Here is a 16,658-nt window from a genome sequence, read left to right as displayed (position 1 = left end):
GTGCTGAAGTGTGATCTGAGCGGCGAGGTGCGCTAGAGTCGTCAAAACAGATTTCCTTTAAATTCCGTCCAGAGAGGCGGGGAAGGAGGTCAGAATGCCTGTACGCACAGTGCTACAGCATGCTGATATCACCCGAGCGTTGACTCGTATTTCTCACGAGATTCTTGAGTCCAATCGCGGTTCAGACGATCTCGTTATTCTCGGTATTCCGACGCGCGGCGTCACGCTGGCCTCCCGCATCTCGGCGATCATCCACTCGGTTGATTCTGCTGTGATCCCGGCAGGGGCTCTCGACGTCACGATGTACCGCGACGATCTCGCTCAGAACCCCACCCGCGCTACCGGCCCGACTGACATCCCCAGCGGGGGCATTGACGGCAAGACCGTCGTTCTCGTCGATGACGTGTTGTATTCGGGCCGCACGATTCGCGCTGCGCTGGATGCGCTCGGCGATCTCGGGCGCCCCCGCGCCGTGCGCCTCGCCGTGCTTGTTGACCGCGGGCACCGGGAGTTTCCGATTCGCGCCGACTTCGTGGGTAAGAATCTTCCAAGTTCGGCTGACGAACGTATCAACGTACGCCTCGAGGAAATCGATGGCCTAGACGAGGTGACAATCGGATGAGAAATCTCCTCACCACTCAGGGACTGTCTCGCGAGGAAGCGATCGCGATTCTCGACGTTGCCGAAGACATGGCGAGCGTCTCGGAGCGCGAAGTCAAAAAGCTGCCCACCCTGCGCGGCAAAACGGTTATCAATCTCTTCTTTGAAGATTCCACGCGCACTCGCATTTCCTTCGAGGCTGCGGCCAAGCGCTTGAGCGCCGACGTCATCAACTTTGCCGCCAAAGGATCGAGCGTTTCTAAGGGCGAAAACCTCAAGGACACCGCGCAAACTTTGGCGGCGATGGGCGCAGACGCGGTAGTCGTACGCCACTGGGCATCCGGAGCACCGAAGACGCTGGCAGACAGCGGTTGGATTGACGCCGGAATCGTGAACGCCGGCGACGGCACGCACGAGCATCCGACCCAGGCTCTTCTCGACGCTTTCACCATTCGTCGCCGCCTGCACGGAACAGCGGCTCGAGGCAAAGGGCTAGACGGAGTGACCGTCACCATCGTCGGTGACATCGTTCACTCGCGAGTCGCGCGATCCAACGTCTGGCTGCTGACGACGCTCGGCGCTCACGTGACTCTCGTTGCCCCCGCCACCTTGCTTCCCGTGAACCTCAGCGGCTGGCCCGTTGAGGTCTCGTACGACCTGGACCACGCCATCGCGCAGGGGCCCGACGTCATCATGATGCTGCGCGTGCAGGCCGAGCGGATGGCCGCAGCATTCTTCCCCAATGCTCGCGAATATTCGCGACAGTGGGGACTCAACGACGAGCGAATGTCTGCCCTGCCAGCCAGTAGCATGGTTATGCACCCTGGGCCGATGAACCGCGGCCTCGAAATCTCGGCTGCCGCCGCAGATTCGCCACAATCAACAGTGCTTGAGCAAGTGGCGAATGGCGTCTCCGTGCGTATGTCGGTGCTGTATCACTTGCTGTCCGGAGCTGTGGAGCGGTGAGTGCGGGAATGCTGCCCGCCGCCCCTCAACGTGAACTAATCCAGAGAAGAGGACTCTCGTGAGTATCAGAATCGTCAACGCCACCCTGCCGAATGGCGAGCGCGGAGATTTCACGATCGATCGCGGCGTCTTCACTGATGCAACCTCTGCCGACCGCACGATCGACGCGGCCGGTCTGCAGGCGCTTCCGGGGCTCGTCGACCTTCACACTCACTTGCGCGAGCCCGGTTTCGAACAGAGCGAAACGGTTCTCTCGGGAACGCGCGCTGCGGCAATGGGCGGTTTCACCGCTGTGTTCGCCATGGCCAACACGATGCCTGTTCAAGACACCGCTGGTGTTGTTGAGCAAGTGCAGTCGCTCGGCCTCGACCACGGATACGCCACCGTGCGCCCAATCGGGGCGGTAACCGAGGGTCTCGAAGGTGTGAAGCTATCTGAGATCGGCGCAATGGCCAACTCTCGAGCCAACGTGCGCGTCTTCTCAGATGACGGCAAGTGTGTCCACAACGCCTTGCTGATGCGTCGGGCGCTCGAGTACGTCAAGACCTTTGACGGCGTCGTTGCGCAGCACGCTCAAGAGCCCACGCTGACCGTCGATGCCCAGATGAACGAGGGTGCCGTCTCTAGCGAGCTGGGGCTCGCCGGCTGGCCCGCGGTCGCGGAAGAGTCGATTATCGCCCGCGACGTTTTGCTTGCCGAGCACGTGGGTGCCCGTCTTCACATCTGCCACCTTTCCACCGCCGGTTCGGTCGACGTGATTCGTTGGGCGAAGGCTCGTGGAATCGCCGTCACCGCAGAGGTCACGCCTCACCACTTGCTGCTCACCGAGGTACTCGTTCGCGGCTACGACGCCCGCTTCAAGGTGAACCCTCCGCTGCGTCGCGACGAAGACGTTCACGCCTTGCGTGCAGCCCTCGCCGACGGCACGATCGATATCGTCGCCACTGACCACGCACCGCATCCGCCCGAGGCTAAGGAATGCTCGTGGGCTGAGGCGGCATTCGGTATGGTCGGGCTTGAGTCCGCGCTCAACGTTGTTCAGCAGGCTGTTGTCGACACCGGCCAGCTTGACTGGGCGGATGTCGCACGCGTTCTCTCGCAGAAGCCCGCGGAGATCGGTCGCCTCGACGGCTACACCGCTCCGTTCGCGCTGGGAGCCCCAGCCAACATCGTGCTGGTCGACCCGAGCGCTCGTTCCACATTCTCCGCGGAATCCCTTCGCGGCAAGAGCACGAACTCGCCCTACCTCGGGCGCGAACTGCCTGGTCGAGTCATGACCACCATCCATAACGGCTACGAAACCGTGCGCGATGGCGACGTCGTTGACGCTGCCGAAGTCGCTCAGCAAGCGCGGGCCGCCGAGAGCGAGGCCGCTCGTGGCTAAAGAAATCTCGATCGTCATCGTGCTCATCATCGTGGCTCTCGCTCTTACCGCGATGGTCGTCGGCTGGCGTGCGCGTAAGCGACGACAGTCCCACATCGCAGCGCCGCTCGCGCCTCCCGCTGATCTCGACGACACCGACCTCCGTTTCAGCGGCAAGTACGTTGCGACCACTGTGGCCGGAGATCAACTCAATCGCATCAACGTGCACGGCTTGGGTTTCCGGGCGAACTGCCTTCTCGAAGTGCACCCCGAAGGCATCGTAGTTTCGCGCGCTGGCTCACCCGATCTCTGGCTCTCTCGCTCTGATGTACGCGGCATTACCCGCGCAACCTGGACCATCGACCGTGTGGTCGAAAGCAACGGGCTGCAGGTGATCGAGTGGAATCTCGATGACACTGCAGTCGATAGTTATTTCCGAATGGATGACCCCGAGACGTGTGAACGCGCTCTCGATAGTGTCGTCGGCAACGAAAGGCAGTCCCAGTGACCTTTGAACCCGCAGTGCTCGTCCTTGAAGATGGCTCGCGCTATCTCGGTCAGGCCTATGGTGCCCGCGGCCAAAAGATCGGCGAAGTTGTCTTTGCGACCGGCATGACCGGCTACCAAGAGACCATCACCGATCCCAGCTACGCCGGACAGATTGTCGTCATGACGGCACCCCACATCGGCAACACCGGTGTGAACTCCGAAGACCCCGAGTCCTCGCGAATTTGGGTGTCGGGCTTCGTCGTTCGCGATGCCAGCCGTGTCGTCTCCAACTTCCGTGCGGAAGAGTCGCTGGATGCCCAGCTCGCCGACCAGGGAATCATCGGTATCAGCGGTGTAGACACTCGCGCGATCACCCGTCGTTTGCGCGATGCCGGTTCAATGCGTGGCGGAATCTTCTCCGGTGAGGCCGCGAGCCTCAGCACCGAAGAGCAGCTCGCCTCAATCACCGCCGCGGCCGAGATGGCGGGCCAAAGCTTGTCTTCTGAAGTGTCAACGTCTGAGGCATACGTCGTCGAGGCACAAGGCGAGAGCATTGGCCGTCTCGCCGTTCTCGACCTCGGTGTAAAGACATCGACTCTCAACTACCTCGCGGAGCGGGGATTTGAGGTGCACGTTCTTCCTCAAACCGTCACCTTCGACGAAATGCTCGCGATCGAACCGGTTGCCGTCTTCTACTCGAACGGCCCGGGCGATCCCTCGGCATCCGATGGTCACGTCGCACTTTTGACCGAGGTTCTCAAGAAGGGCCTCCCGTTCTTTGGAATCTGCTTCGGTAACCAACTCTTGGGCCGTGCGCTCGGCTACGGCACCTACAAGCTGCCGTTTGGCCACCGCGGCATCAACCAGCCCGTTATCGATGTGCAGACCCTGCGCACCGAGATCACGGCGCACAACCACGGCTTCGCGGTTGACGCTCCGGTCGGCGAGATCAGCCAGTCACCGGCAGGATTCGGTCGCGTAGAAGTGAGCCACGTCAACCTCAACGACAACGTGGTCGAAGGCCTTCGTGCCCTCGACACCCCCGCGTTCTCCGTTCAATATCACCCCGAGGCGGCCTCAGGCCCCCACGATGCCAACTACCTCTTCGACAGGTTCCGCGACCTTGTTCTCGAGACCGCAAAGGACGCCAAGTAATGCCCAAGAGAGACGACATTTCATCGGTACTCGTTATCGGCTCCGGCCCGATCGTCATCGGTCAGGCAGCTGAATTCGACTACTCCGGCACCCAGGCGTGCCGCGTGCTGCGGGAGGAGGGCATCCGTGTCATCCTCGTGAACTCGAACCCGGCCACGATCATGACCGACCCCGATTTCGCTGATGCCACGTACATCGAGCCGATCACGTGGGAAGTTATCGAGTCGATCATTGCCAAGGAGCGTCCGGATGCACTGCTGCCGACTCTTGGCGGCCAGACCGCGCTCAACGCGGCCATCGAGCTTGACGCTCACGGGATCCTCGAGAAGTACAACGTCGAGCTGATCGGCGCCAACCTCGAAGCCATCAACAAGGGTGAAGACCGCCAGATCTTCAAGCAGCTCGTTTTGGACTGTGGAGCGGATGTCGCCAAGTCGCACATCGCTCACACCGTTGCCGAAGCGGTCGAGTTTGCCGAAGATCTCGGGTATCCGCTCGTGATCCGCCCCTCGTTCACGATGGGTGGCCTCGGCTCTGGATTCGCGTACTCGCGCGAAGAGCTCGTGCGCATGGTCACCGATGGTCTGCACCAGAGCCCCACCACCGAGGTTCTGCTCGAAGAGAGCATCCTCGGCTGGAAAGAGTACGAACTCGAGCTCATGCGCGACACCTCAGACAACACGGTTGTCGTGTGTTCCATTGAGAACGTCGACCCGGTTGGGGTGCACACGGGCGACTCGATCACGGTTGCTCCGGCGCTCACGCTGACCGACCGTGAGTACCAGAACCTGCGCAACATTGGTATCGACATCATCCGCGCGGTGGGCGTCGACACCGGTGGCTGCAACATCCAGTTCGCGATCGATCCGGCTAATGGTCGCGTCATCGTCATTGAGATGAACCCGCGAGTGTCTCGTTCGAGTGCGTTGGCGTCGAAGGCAACGGGATTCCCGATCGCGAAGATTGCAGCCAAGCTCGCGATCGGCTACCGCCTCGATGAGATCCCCAACGACATTACCAAGGTGACTCCGGCAAGCTTCGAGCCCACGCTCGACTATGTCGTCGTCAAGGTTCCTCGCTTCGCTTTCGAGAAGTTCCCCGCCGCCGACACGCGTCTTACGACGACAATGAAGTCGGTCGGTGAGGCTATGGCAATCGGCCGTAACTACTCGACAGCCCTGCAGAAGGCACTCCGTTCGCTAGAGAAGCGTGATTCGAGCTTCCACTGGAACGGCGAAGTCGGCAACAAGGATGAACTGCTCACGCTGTCGTCGGTTGCCACCGATGGTCGCATCATCACGGTGCAGCAGGCCATGCGTGCCGGTGCCACCTCAGAAGAAGTCTTCGACGCCACCAAGATCGACCCCTGGTTCATCGACCAGATTGCGCTCATCAATGAAGTTGCGGCTGATGTCGCGGCGGCCCCTGAGCTGACGGCGGCGCTGCTGACCCACGCGAAGAACCACGGCTTCAGTGACGTTCAGATCGCTGATCTGCGCGGACTGACCGAGGCTGAGGTGCGTGATGTGCGCTGGAACCTTGATGTGCGTCCCGTCTTCAAGACGGTTGACACGTGTGCTGGCGAGTTCCCGGCTCTGACGCCGTACCACTACTCGAGCTACGACTCCGAAACTGAGGTCGTTCCCAGCGACAAGAAGAAGGTCGTCATTCTCGGGTCGGGCCCGAACCGTATCGGTCAGGGCATCGAGTTCGACTACTCATGTGTCCATGCTTCGTTCGCGCTGTCGGATGCCGGGTACGAGACGATCATGATCAACTGCAACCCGGAGACAGTTTCTACCGACTACGACACGAGCGATCGTCTGTACTTCGAACCGCTCACGCTCGAGGACGTGCTGGAGATTATTCACGCCGAGAGCGGCAGCGGTGAGCTCATGGGTGTCATTGTGCAGCTAGGTGGCCAGACGGCGCTCGGGCTTGCTCAGGGATTGAAGGATGCCGGCATCCCCATTCTCGGCACGAGTCCCGAAGCTATTGATCTTGCCGAGGAACGCGGGCTCTTCTCCGCCATTCTCGACAACGCGGGGCTGCTCGCTCCGAAGAACGGCACGGCAACCAACCAGTCCGAAGCAATCGCGATTGCGGATAACATCGGCTACCCCGTGCTCGTGCGTCCTTCGCACGTTCTCGGTGGTCGCGGTATGGAGATCGTGTACGACTCCGAAGCGCTGGCTGACTACTTCGAGCGCGTTCGCGACCTCGTCATCATTTCGGAAACGTCGCCGCTCTTGGTCGACCGCTTCTTGGATGACGCCATCGAAATCGACATCGACGCCATCTACGACGGCAACGAACTCTACGTCGGCGGAATCATGGAGCACATCGAAGAAGCCGGTATTCACTCCGGCGACTCGGCGTGCACCCTGCCCTCCGTAACTCTCGGTCGCGACGTTCTCAACCGGGTTCGCGAAGCGACGCTCGCTATTGCTGAAGGCATCGGCGTTCGAGGTCTCATCAATGTTCAGTTCGCCATCGGCCAGGGCATCCTCTACGTGCTCGAAGCCAACCCGCGCGCGAGCCGCACGGTTCCCTTCGTGTCGAAGGCTCTGGGCATTCCGCTCGCCAAGGCTGCCGCACTCGTGATGGCTGGCTCAAGCATTCGTTCTCTCGTCGAGAGCGGTCTCTTGCCGGTGCTCGATGGTTCACAGGTGCCGTCGACTTCGCCGGTGTCGGTCAAGGAAGCAGTGCTGCCGTTCAAGCGGTTCCGTACCGTTGAGGGCAACGTCGTCGACTCGGTTCTCGGCCCGGAGATGCGCTCTACCGGTGAAGTCATGGGCATCGACTCCAACTTCCCGAAGGCGTTCGCTAAGAGCCAGGAGGCTGCGTACGGCGGTCTTCCCGATGGGGGATCGGTCTTCGTTTCTGTCGCCGACCGCGACAAGCGCGCTGTCATCCTGCCAGTGTTGCGACTGAGCCAGCTCGGCTTCACGATTCTGGCTACCGAAGGCACCGCAGAGATCCTCGCCCGCAATGGCATCGAGGCTCAAGTCGTGCGCAAGTACTTCATGGGTCAAGAGTTGGATTCGGCCGAGCCGTCGATCGTGGAACTCATCAACGACGGCAAGGTGGACGTTGTCATCAACACGCCGAGCGGTCGCAGTGCTCGGGCCGACGGCTACGAGATTCGCACCGCTACGGTTGCGGCGGACAAGCCGATCTTCACGACAATCGCGCAACTCGCTGCAGCAGTCGCGTCGTTTGAGGCGATCCGTGACGGCTTCGACGTCCGCTCGCTGCAGGACTATGCACTCGATCGCGCCGCTGAGCTCGAGAAGGTAGCCAACAATGCCTAGTTTCGCTTCGCGGCTGGCACAGACCTTCGACGAGTTCGGGGGAGTGTGCATGGGAGTTGACCCCCATCCGTTCCTCCTCGAAACCTGGGGTCTGTCCAACGACGCTCACGGCGTTCGCGAGTTTGCGCTGCGCGCTGTGGATGCCGCAGCCGGCAACGTAGGAATGATCAAACCCCAGGTGGCGTTCTTCGAGCGCTTCGGCTCCGCGGGCTACGCGATTCTCGAGGAGTCTTTCGCTCTGGCACGCTCCGCCGGGCTGCTCGTTATCGCCGATGTGAAGCGCGGCGATTTGTCGTCGTCGGTCGATGCTTACGGCCAAGCGTGGCTCACTCCCGGCTCGCCGTTGGAAGCTGATGCGATGACCGCTGTGGCGTATCAGGGCGTTTCCGAGCTGTCGGGGCCTTTCGAATTGGCGCGGTCGGTGGGCAAGGGCATCTTTGTGCTTGCGGCGACGTCCAATGCCTCGGCTCGCGGTATTCAGACGGCTCGAATCGCTGAGGGTGAACACGAGGGTGCGACCGTCGCGGCGAGTGTCGTTCGTGATGTGACCGCGCTGAATACCGAGAGCGGTTTGGGATCGTTCGGCGTCGTGATCGGCGCGACCGTGGAGGTCGCTGATTATGGCATCAAGAGCGGTGAGCTCGTTGATTTGCCCATTCTGGCTCCCGGTTTCGGGGCTCAGGGCGCACAGGTTGAACAGGCTCGCGAACTGTACGGCGATGCTGTGTCGAACACGATCGTGACGGTATCTCGCAGCGTTCTTCACGAGGGCGCGAGTCAGATTCCGGCTGAACTTCGTTCGTTGCGTTCTCAACTCCGTGAGCAGGTGCGCTAGTGGCGCCCCGTCCCGCACCTCCGGCGGTTGATCGTGCGGCTGCCTCGCGCGCGGCGATCGCGGCGCGACGCGCCCGGGCTGCAGTGAAGCGCGAAGTCGCCGAACGCGCACGTACCGCTCTCAGCGTTGCGCGCACCGCTTGGGCTCAGCCCGAGAGCGCTGAAGCCCGGCTTCTCGTTCGTGAACTACTCATGAGCGTCCCTTCGCTTGGCCCTACTCGCGTGGAGTCGATCATGGCCGACCTGGCTATTGCTGAACGCAAGCGCGTTGGCGGGCTTGGTCCGAAACAACGTCAGCGATTGACCGACTACCTATCGAGTCGCCAAGGCCCCGAGCCGACGCGCCTCGTCGTGCTGGCAGGGCCTACCGCCGTGGGCAAGGGAACTGTTTCGAGCTTCATTCGGGAGAATCATCCGGATGTTTTGCTCAGCGTTTCTGCGACCACTCGCAAGCCCCGCCCGGGTGAAGTCAACGGCGTTCACTACTACTTTGTGAGCGACGACGAGTTCGACTCGATGATCGAAAACAACGAGTTGCTGGAGTGGGCCGTCGTGCATAACTCGTACCGCTACGGTACGCCGCGCCCGCCCATCGATGCTGCTTTGGCCGAGGGTAAGCGCGTGTTGCTCGAGATTGACTTGCAGGGCGCCCGCTCAGTTCGTACGGTCATGCCCGAGGCGCTGTTGGTCTTCTTGCTGCCGCCCACGTGGGAAGAATTGGTGCGTCGCCTCATCGGCCGTGGCACCGAAGAAGCCGCCGAACAGTCTCGCCGTTTGGAGACCGCGAAGGTCGAATTGGCGGCTCAAGATGAGTTCGATGTGAAGGTAGTAAACACAGAAGTAAGCCAAGCGGCTCAAGAAGTCGTAGAATTGATGGATGCGCCCGCTGGCGCGACCACTTCCGACTCCAAGGAGCACCCTTATGGCTGACAAGAACTCGGGCATCATTGATCCCCCCATCGACGAACTTCTGTCGAAGGTTGACTCCAAGTACCAGCTCGTTATCTTCGCTTCGAAGCGCGCTCGTCAGATCAACGACTACTACGCAGACCTTCACGAAGGCAGCCTCTTCGACAACGTGGGGCCTCTCGTAGACTCCACGATCGACGACAAGCCTCTTTCCGTTGCTCTCCACGAGATCAACGAAAACAAGCTCGGACTCAAGCGACTCAGCGGCGAATAGAGCGTTTCTCGGTGACCGCGCTCAACGTTGTCGTCGGAATTTCTGGCGGAATAGCTGCTTATAAAGCAGTCTCTGTTGTGCGCGAGCTTGTGCTTGCTGGCCACGACGTTCATGTCGTGGCCACAAGCAACGCCCTCAAATTCGTGGGGCTACCCACTCTTGAAGCAATCAGCCGCAATCCGGTTCACACCGACCTCTACGAGGGAGTGGACGAGGTTCGGCACGTCTCCGTCGGCCAAGCCGCAGACGTAATCGTCGTCGCTCCGGCTACGGCCAATACGATCGCCAAGATCGCGACTGGCCAGGCCAACGATTTTCTGGGCAACACCATTCTTGCGAGCACAGCTCCCGTGCTTATCGCTCCGGCGATGCATACGGAAATGTGGCAAAACGCCGCGACGGTGGCCAATGTCGAAACACTGCGTTCTCGCGGCATCCGCATTATTGGCCCCGAATCGGGCCAGCTGACTGGTTCTGATGGCGGACCGGGCCGGATGTCTGAACCCAGCGACATTGTTGCTGCGGTTCTCGATGTGGCGGCCATCACTCGCGATCTCGCTGGCCGCTCTGTGCTGGTCACGGCAGGCGGCACGCGGGAGCCCCTTGATCCAGTGCGCTTCATCGGTAACCGCTCGAGTGGCAAGCAGGGTGTCGCCTTGGCGATGGCTGCGGCTGCCCGCGGTGCCGCTGTCACTCTGATTGCGGCGAACCTTGAGGTTCCGCCGCCGTCGGGAGTGCGCTGCGTGCAAGTGGGAACGACTCTCGAGTTGCAGACGGCGGTGACGGCTGAAGCGGCATCCGCCGACCTCGTGATTATGGCGGCGGCCGTCGCGGACTACCGCCCGGCCGAAACGGCGCAATCCAAGATCAAGAAGCGCAGGGATTCGAGCACGCTCGAGCTGCGGTTAGAAGAGAACCCAGACATTCTGCGCGGACTCTCTCACGACCGCCCGCGCGAGCAAACGATCGTGGGCTTCGCGGCAGAGACCGAGCAAGACGACGCTGCGCTGCTCGAACTGGGCCGCGGCAAGATCTCTCGCAAGGGCTGCGACTACCTCGTGATCAACCGCGTCGGCTGGACCGAGGGATTCGCCACAGACAGTAACACTGTCATCGTCATCAACGGTGGCGGCGATAGAGTGGGCGAGGCAAGCGGAAGCAAGTTGTCGGTGGCTCACCGCATTCTGGATCTTGTGCTCGCAGCCCGCTGACATCCATTCATCACTACCGGAGACGGCTTATGACTTCGCCCCTGCGCACCTTCACCTCGGAGTCCGTTACCGAGGGTCACCCCGACAAGATTTGTGATCAGATCAGCGACGGCATCTTGGATGCGCTGCTCGGCGAAGACCCGAACGCGCGCGTCGCCGTCGAGACTCTCGTGACAACCGGCCTCGTTCACGTCGCCGGCGAGGTTACCACGACCGGCTACGCCGACATCCCCGCCATCGTGCGCGACCGTATCTCTGAGATCGGCTACAACTCCTCAGACGTCGGTTTTGATGGTCGCTCCTGCGGAGTTTCGATCTCGATTGGCGCGCAGTCTCCCGACATCGCTCAGGGTGTCGACCGTGCCCTCGAAGCGCGTGAAGAGCACTCCAACGACGCTTTGGATGTGCTCGGCGCCGGAGACCAAGGTGTCATGTTCGGGTACGCCACGAATGAGACCGCACAGCTCATGCCCGCTCCCATCTGGTTTGCGCACCGCATGGCCGAGCGCCTGGCCGAGGTCCGTAAAGAGGGCCTCGTCGATTACCTGCGCCCCGACGGCAAGACTCAAGTGACGGTTGGTTATGAGGGCTCCGTGCCCCGCAGCATCGAGACCGTTGTGCTTTCTACGCAGCATTCGCCTTCCGTCTCGACCGCTCAACTGCGTCAGGAAATCGAAGAGTTGGTTGTTCGCCCGATCGCTGAAAGTTCGGGCCTCGACCTCTCGAACCTGCAGGCGATCGTGAACCCCAGCGGCCGCTTCGAGATCGGTGGGCCTCAGGGCGATGCCGGCGTCACCGGCCGCAAGGTCATTGTCGACACCTACGGTGGCGCTTCCCGTCACGGTGGCGGAGCGTTCAGCGGAAAAGACCCCTCGAAAGTCGACCGCTCGGCAACGTACGCTATGCGCTGGGTCGCCAAGAATGCTGTTGTGGCTGGCCTTGCCGACCGCGTAGAGGTGCAAATTGCGTATGCAATCGGCCGAGCAGCACCCGTGAGCCTCTATGTCGAGACCTTCGGCACCGGCCACGTCTCCGATGAGGCACTGTTGGGAGCGATCCACGAAGTGTTCGATCTGCGTCCCGGTGCGATCATCCTGGATCTCGATCTGCTGCGCCCCATCTACGCCAAGACTGCGACCTACGGTCACTTCGGCCGCGAACTTCCCGAATTCACCTGGGAGCGTCTCGACCGTGTGGAGGCACTTCGCCAGGCGGCCGGACTGTAGCGATGACTGACGCATCCATCGCTCGGGTGCTCATTGATTCGCCTCTGCCGCAACTCGACAGGCTCTTTGACTACGCGATTCCCGAGAAGCTTCGTGCTGACGCGAAGGCGGGCGTGCGCGTTAAAGTGCCGCTCAGAACACTCGGCAGACTCGTCGAAGGGTGGATCGTCGAGCTCACCGACACTGTCGATTACGCAGGCAAGCTGAGCGAACTCGAGACGGTGATCTCGCCGTTCCCCGTGCTCTCACCAGAAGTGTGGAAACTCGCGCGCACCGCCGCCGACCGCGCCGCTGGCAATGCGGCCGACGTCTTACGACTGGGTATTCCGAAACGCCACGCGCGCGCCGAAAAGACACTTCCTGATGCCGCCGTGAATACCTTCGAACCATCGGGGGAGCCGACGGCAGTTGCTTTCTTCGATGAGGGCGCGATCACGACTCTCTTGACGCAGCGCAAACGGGCTGCTCTTTCCTCGCCGACGGGAGTGACCGAGGTTGCTCCGGGGGTGTGGGTCGGCCGCTGGGCTGTCACGATGGTCGAGCTGGCGGCCCAAGCTCTTGCGCGGGGCACCACCGCGGTCCTCGCGACCCCAGACTTCCGCGACCAAGAGCAGCTTGAAGCGGCCGCGGCGGCTCTGCTGCCCGCTGACCGAGTGCTGCGGTTGGATGCCCGCCAGAGTGTTCAGAAGCGTTACGGAAACTTTCTCCGCACTCACGACGGCACGCCCTACGTCATCATCGGTAATCGTTCGGCCGTCTACGCTCCGGCAGCCAATCTCGGGCTCATCGTGGTGTGGGATGACGGAGATTCTCTCTATAGCGAGAACCTCTCGCCCTATATCCATACGCGGGATGCCGCGCTGCTTCGTCAAGAGCAACAGCAGTGCGCGCTGGTTTTTCTCAGCCATTCGCGCAGCACCGAAGTGCAACGCCTCGTCGAGGTGGGCTGGTTGGTGGCGCTCAGCCCCGGCGGTCTTCGCACCCCCAAAGTAATTCCCTCGGCCAATCAGGTCAGTCAAGACCGGCTGGCCGCGATCGCTCGCATTCCGTCGGCGGCGTGGAAGGCCGCGCGAGCGGGGCTCGATGAGGGCCCGGTTCTCGTTCAAGTCGCTCGCCCTGGCTATGCGCCTCGGCTCGCCTGCGCCGACTGCGCGCAAACGGCTCGCTGTACGACCTGCGCCGGGCCGCTGGCGCAGCGGTCGGCATCCGCGACTCCCAGTTGTGTCTGGTGCGGGGCGCTTGCCGTGAAATGGCGCTGTCGGGAGTGTGACGGCACGAAACTGCGCATGGTCGGCTCGGGCAGTGCTCGCACCGCCGACGAGTTGGGCCGCGCGTTCCCGGGCTATCGCGTGATCGTTGCTGATGGTGACCATCAAGTGCTTACGGTCCCGAACGAGCCTTCGCTCGTCATTGCCACGCGCGGTGCTGAGCCGGTAGCCGAAGGCGGCTATCGAGCGGTGCTGCTCCTCGATGGTGCTGGCATGCTGGCGCGCGAGAGCCTGCGGGTGGCGGAAGACTGTCTGCGCTGGTGGTCGAACGCGATTGCCCTGGCCGCGGACGGTGCGCCGACGGTGATCGTGGGCGTCGGTGGCGCGCTAGCCACTTCGCTCGTGACGTGGCGCCAAGAGGATTTCGCCCAGACAGAGCTTGCGGACCGCCGAGAGCTTCGCTTTCCGCCAGCGGTCCGCGTCGCAACGCTCACCGGAAAGGTTGCGCTGATCGATGACGCGATACGCCAGCTCCCTGTCGCGCCGCTCGATATCTTGGGCCCGGTCGATCTCCCCGACGGACTGGTGCGCACGATTGTTCGTTTCGACTACAAAGACGGTGCTGCCGTCGCTGAGCAACTCAAAGCGCTCGTGGTGACGGCCACGACAGTGGCACGTCGCAGTCGCAAACCGGGCACACCACGAGCCCAACAACCGCCGCCGGGACTGCGGGTTCACCTCGATGACCTCGAGCCCTTTGTCGATCTCTAAGCGCTCAGTGCGCACCTTTGCGCGATTTCACGAGACAATTGGTGGATGACTTCCTTGCGACTCCTTTTTGCCGGTAGCCCCGAGGTAGCTGTTCCCAGTCTCGACGCGCTGCTGAATTCCGAGCACGAGGTAGCCGGAGTGCTCACGCGCACCGATTCGCCCCAGGGGCGACGCCGGGTGATGACCCCCACGCCGGTGGCGGCGCGCGCGCACGAGGCTGGGGTGAGCGTAATTCGCGCCAACCGGCTCGACGCGGTTGCGGCATCCGCCATTGACAATCTTCAGGTCGATCTCGGTGTGATCGTCGCTTACGGCGGGTTGGTACCCGCGAACGTTCTTACGATTCCTCGACTCGGCTGGATCAACCTGCACTTTTCGCTATTGCCGCAGTGGCGCGGTGCTGCCCCCGTGCAGCGCGCGATTATGGCGGGGGATACCGTGTCGGGCGCGACGGTGTTTCAACTCGTCGAGCAACTCGACGCGGGCGATGTCTTTGCCACGATGACCGAGCCGATCGGCGCGCAGCAAACGGCGGGCTCGCTGCTGCAGCAATTGTCGCTGTCTGGCGCCACGCTGCTTTCAGAGGTCGTTGATTCGCTTGCTGCCGGTACAGCTCATGCTGAACCGCAGGTTGGTGAGGTGACGTTGGCTCCGAAGCTCGCGCTCGACGACGGCCGCATCGACTGGACTGAGCCTGCGCAGTCAGTCCACAACCGCATCCGCGGCGTCACGCCCGAGCCCGGTGCTTCGACGTCGATCGACGGCAGCCGTCTCAAGGTGCTCGAAGCGGCGATTGCGCGTGACACCCCGTCAATTGCTCCTGGCCACTTCGAATTTGCCGGTAAGAAAGTCTTGGTCGGCACGGCAACCGACCCCCTAGAACTTCTCCGGGTCCATCCTGAGGGACGCAAAGCAATGGATGCCGCAGCCTGGTGGCGCGGCCTGAATTCAGAATCAGAGGTGGTGGCTTCGTGAGCTACGCACAGTCAGCCCGTCGGGTCGCGCTCGACGTCATCATGGCGGTGCGCGAGTCGGATGCGTACGCCAACCTGCTCCTTCCCGTTCACGTCGAACGCGCCAAATTGTCGAGTGCGGATGCGGGGCTCGCGACCGAGCTCACGTACGGCACGCTGCGCATGCAGGGCTATTACGATGCAGTGATCGCACAAGCGGCCGGCCGCGCGGTGTCGAAGATCGATCCACCGGTGCTCGATGTTCTGCGTCTTGCGACCCACCAGCTCCTGTCGATGCGGGTGCCGTCTCACGCGGCCGTCGATGAGTCGGTACGGCTGGCCAAGACCATTGGCTCTCGTTCAGCGGTCGGCTTTGTCAACGCGGTGTTGCGCGCGATCACGAAGCACGATGCCGAGACCTGGCGCGAGCGTGTGATTGGTGCTGCGGGCTCTGGCGAAGAAGCTCTTGCGCTGGCGTATTCGCATCCGCTGTGGGTCACACGGGCTTTCCGCCAGGTTCTCGTTGCCGAGGGGCGCGAAGCTGAACTTGAAGGCCTCTTGGCCGCCGACAACGTGCCCGCTCGGGTCTCGGTTGCGGCGTTGCCCGGTTTCTCGGATGCTGCCGACATCGACGTCACTCCGTCCGAGTACTCTCCGATCGGTGGCGCTCTCCGCGAAGGTGACCCGGCCAAGAACCCGGCGATCGCCTCCGGTCGCGCCCGCGTGCAAGACGAAGGCTCCCAAATCGCCGCGCTCGCTCTCAGCCGCGCTCGCCCCATCGAGGCGGGGGAGTCATGGCTCGACATGTGCGCTGGCCCCGGTGGCAAGGCCGCCTTGCTCGCTGCAGAAGCCCTGCAGGGTGGCGCGACGCTTACCGCCAATGAAATTGTTCCCGCTCGAGCCAAGCTTGTCCGCAATGCTTTAGCCGTCTTCAACGCTCCGCCTGAGGTGTGGGAGAAGGATGGCGTAGACATTGGCGAAGAGTTCCCGAATCAGTTCGACCGCATCCTGCTCGACGCCCCTTGCACCGGTCTTGGTGCACTTCGCCGTCGTCCCGAGGCTCGCTGGCGCAAACAGCCCGGCGATGTAGCTCAGCTCGGCGCTATTCAGACGGCGCTGCTGAAGTCGGCGCTCGGTGCGTTGAAGCCGGGCGGCGTTTTGGCGTACGTCACGTGCTCGCCGCACGCCGCTGAGACTAAGGCGATCGTCGGGTCGGTGCTGCGTAAGGTCGAGGGAGTGACCAAAATGGACACTCCTTCGGTGGTGCAGGGCTTCTCCAAGGCAGAGCTTGACCTGCCCGAAGCAACCCACGTTCAGTTGTGGCCGCACCGTCACGGAACTGACGCCATGTTCATCCAATTGCTTGTCAAAGCTGAGGCTTAGAG

Annotated in this window: 14 protein-coding genes; all 14 read left to right on the top strand. The window is 62.2% G+C overall.

Features of this window, described 5'->3' with window-relative positions:
- The first annotated feature begins 94 nt into the window (after positions 1-94).
- The 14 genes from pyrR to ACWTV1_RS01430 are packed head-to-tail and all read left to right on the top strand — an operon-like array spanning position 95 to position 16,656.
- Positions 95-622 (top strand): bifunctional pyr operon transcriptional regulator/uracil phosphoribosyltransferase PyrR, encoded by a 528-nt coding sequence (gene pyrR / locus ACWTV1_RS01495; protein WP_100388931.1) that lies wholly within the window; start codon positions 95-97, stop codon positions 620-622.
- Entirely contained in the window at positions 619-1,566 is a 948-nt protein-coding gene (locus tag ACWTV1_RS01490) for an aspartate carbamoyltransferase catalytic subunit (RefSeq protein WP_498503838.1), read from the top strand. The genes pyrR and ACWTV1_RS01490 overlap by 4 nt, the downstream gene beginning before the upstream one ends.
- 58 nt (positions 1,567-1,624) lie before the next feature.
- Positions 1,625-2,950, top strand: coding sequence for a dihydroorotase (locus tag ACWTV1_RS01485; RefSeq protein ID WP_498503837.1), 1,326 nt, complete (start codon positions 1,625-1,627; stop codon positions 2,948-2,950).
- Entirely contained in the window at positions 2,943-3,437 is a 495-nt protein-coding gene (locus tag ACWTV1_RS01480; RefSeq protein WP_498503836.1) for a PH-like domain-containing protein, read from the top strand. The genes ACWTV1_RS01485 and ACWTV1_RS01480 overlap by 8 nt, the downstream gene beginning before the upstream one ends.
- Positions 3,434-4,573, top strand: a complete 1,140-nt coding sequence (carA, locus tag ACWTV1_RS01475; protein WP_498503835.1) for a glutamine-hydrolyzing carbamoyl-phosphate synthase small subunit — start codon at positions 3,434-3,436, stop codon at positions 4,571-4,573. Before ACWTV1_RS01480 ends, carA begins: the two co-directional genes overlap by 4 nt.
- On the top strand, positions 4,573-7,887 hold the full coding sequence (carB, locus tag ACWTV1_RS01470; RefSeq protein ID WP_498503834.1) for a carbamoyl-phosphate synthase large subunit: 3,315 nt from the start codon (positions 4,573-4,575) through the stop codon (positions 7,885-7,887). The genes carA and carB overlap by 1 nt, the downstream gene beginning before the upstream one ends.
- The gene (gene pyrF / locus ACWTV1_RS01465) at positions 7,880-8,722 is read left to right on the top strand and encodes an orotidine-5'-phosphate decarboxylase (protein ID WP_498503833.1); all 843 of its coding nucleotides are present in this window, start codon (positions 7,880-7,882) and stop codon (positions 8,720-8,722) included. The genes carB and pyrF overlap by 8 nt, the downstream gene beginning before the upstream one ends.
- Positions 8,722-9,651, top strand: a complete 930-nt coding sequence (gene gmk / locus ACWTV1_RS01460) for a guanylate kinase (protein WP_498503832.1) — start codon at positions 8,722-8,724, stop codon at positions 9,649-9,651. The genes pyrF and gmk overlap by 1 nt, the downstream gene beginning before the upstream one ends.
- Positions 9,644-9,904 (top strand): DNA-directed RNA polymerase subunit omega, encoded by a 261-nt coding sequence (rpoZ, locus tag ACWTV1_RS01455; RefSeq protein WP_498503831.1) that lies wholly within the window; start codon positions 9,644-9,646, stop codon positions 9,902-9,904. The genes gmk and rpoZ overlap by 8 nt, the downstream gene beginning before the upstream one ends.
- A gap of 11 nt (positions 9,905-9,915) precedes the next feature.
- Positions 9,916-11,115: a bifunctional phosphopantothenoylcysteine decarboxylase/phosphopantothenate--cysteine ligase CoaBC gene (coaBC, locus tag ACWTV1_RS01450; RefSeq protein ID WP_498503830.1), complete on the top strand. Its 1,200-nt coding sequence runs from the start codon at positions 9,916-9,918 to the stop codon at positions 11,113-11,115.
- 29 nt (positions 11,116-11,144) lie between these two features.
- Positions 11,145-12,341 (top strand): methionine adenosyltransferase, encoded by a 1,197-nt coding sequence (metK, locus tag ACWTV1_RS01445; RefSeq protein WP_498503829.1) that lies wholly within the window; start codon positions 11,145-11,147, stop codon positions 12,339-12,341.
- Positions 12,342-12,343: 2 nt separating this feature from the next.
- Entirely contained in the window at positions 12,344-14,320 is a 1,977-nt protein-coding gene (locus ACWTV1_RS01440) for a primosomal protein N' family DNA-binding protein (RefSeq protein WP_498503828.1), read from the top strand.
- Positions 14,321-14,374: 54 nt separating this feature from the next.
- Positions 14,375-15,295 carry a methionyl-tRNA formyltransferase gene (fmt, locus tag ACWTV1_RS01435; protein ID WP_498505015.1) on the top strand — a complete coding sequence of 307 codons (921 nt, stop codon included), beginning with the start codon at positions 14,375-14,377 and terminating at the stop codon, positions 15,293-15,295.
- The gene (locus ACWTV1_RS01430; RefSeq protein ID WP_498503827.1) at positions 15,292-16,656 is read left to right on the top strand and encodes an RsmB/NOP family class I SAM-dependent RNA methyltransferase; all 1,365 of its coding nucleotides are present in this window, start codon (positions 15,292-15,294) and stop codon (positions 16,654-16,656) included. Before fmt ends, ACWTV1_RS01430 begins: the two co-directional genes overlap by 4 nt.
- The last annotated feature ends 2 nt before the right edge of the window (positions 16,657-16,658 follow it).

The organism is Salinibacterium sp. VpJ6 (assembly GCF_059767345.1).
This window is presented reverse-complemented; position numbering and strand designations above follow the sequence as displayed.

Excerpts from the sequence above, each read along its gene's own strand:
- pyrR (WP_100388931.1), top strand. The coding sequence starts at position 95 with ATGCCTGTACGCACAGTGCTACAGCATGCTGATATCACCCGAGCGTTG.
- ACWTV1_RS01490 (WP_498503838.1), top strand. The coding sequence starts at position 619 with ATGAGAAATCTCCTCACCACTCAGGGACTGTCTCGCGAGGAAGCGATC.
- carB (WP_498503834.1), top strand. The coding sequence starts at position 4,573 with ATGCCCAAGAGAGACGACATTTCATCGGTACTCGTTATCGGCTCCGGC.
- pyrF (WP_498503833.1), top strand. The coding sequence starts at position 7,880 with ATGCCTAGTTTCGCTTCGCGGCTGGCACAGACCTTCGACGAGTTCGGG.
- rpoZ (WP_498503831.1), top strand. The coding sequence starts at position 9,644 with ATGGCTGACAAGAACTCGGGCATCATTGATCCCCCCATCGACGAACTT.
- metK (WP_498503829.1), top strand. The coding sequence starts at position 11,145 with ATGACTTCGCCCCTGCGCACCTTCACCTCGGAGTCCGTTACCGAGGGT.
- ACWTV1_RS01440 (WP_498503828.1), top strand. The coding sequence starts at position 12,344 with ATGACTGACGCATCCATCGCTCGGGTGCTCATTGATTCGCCTCTGCCG.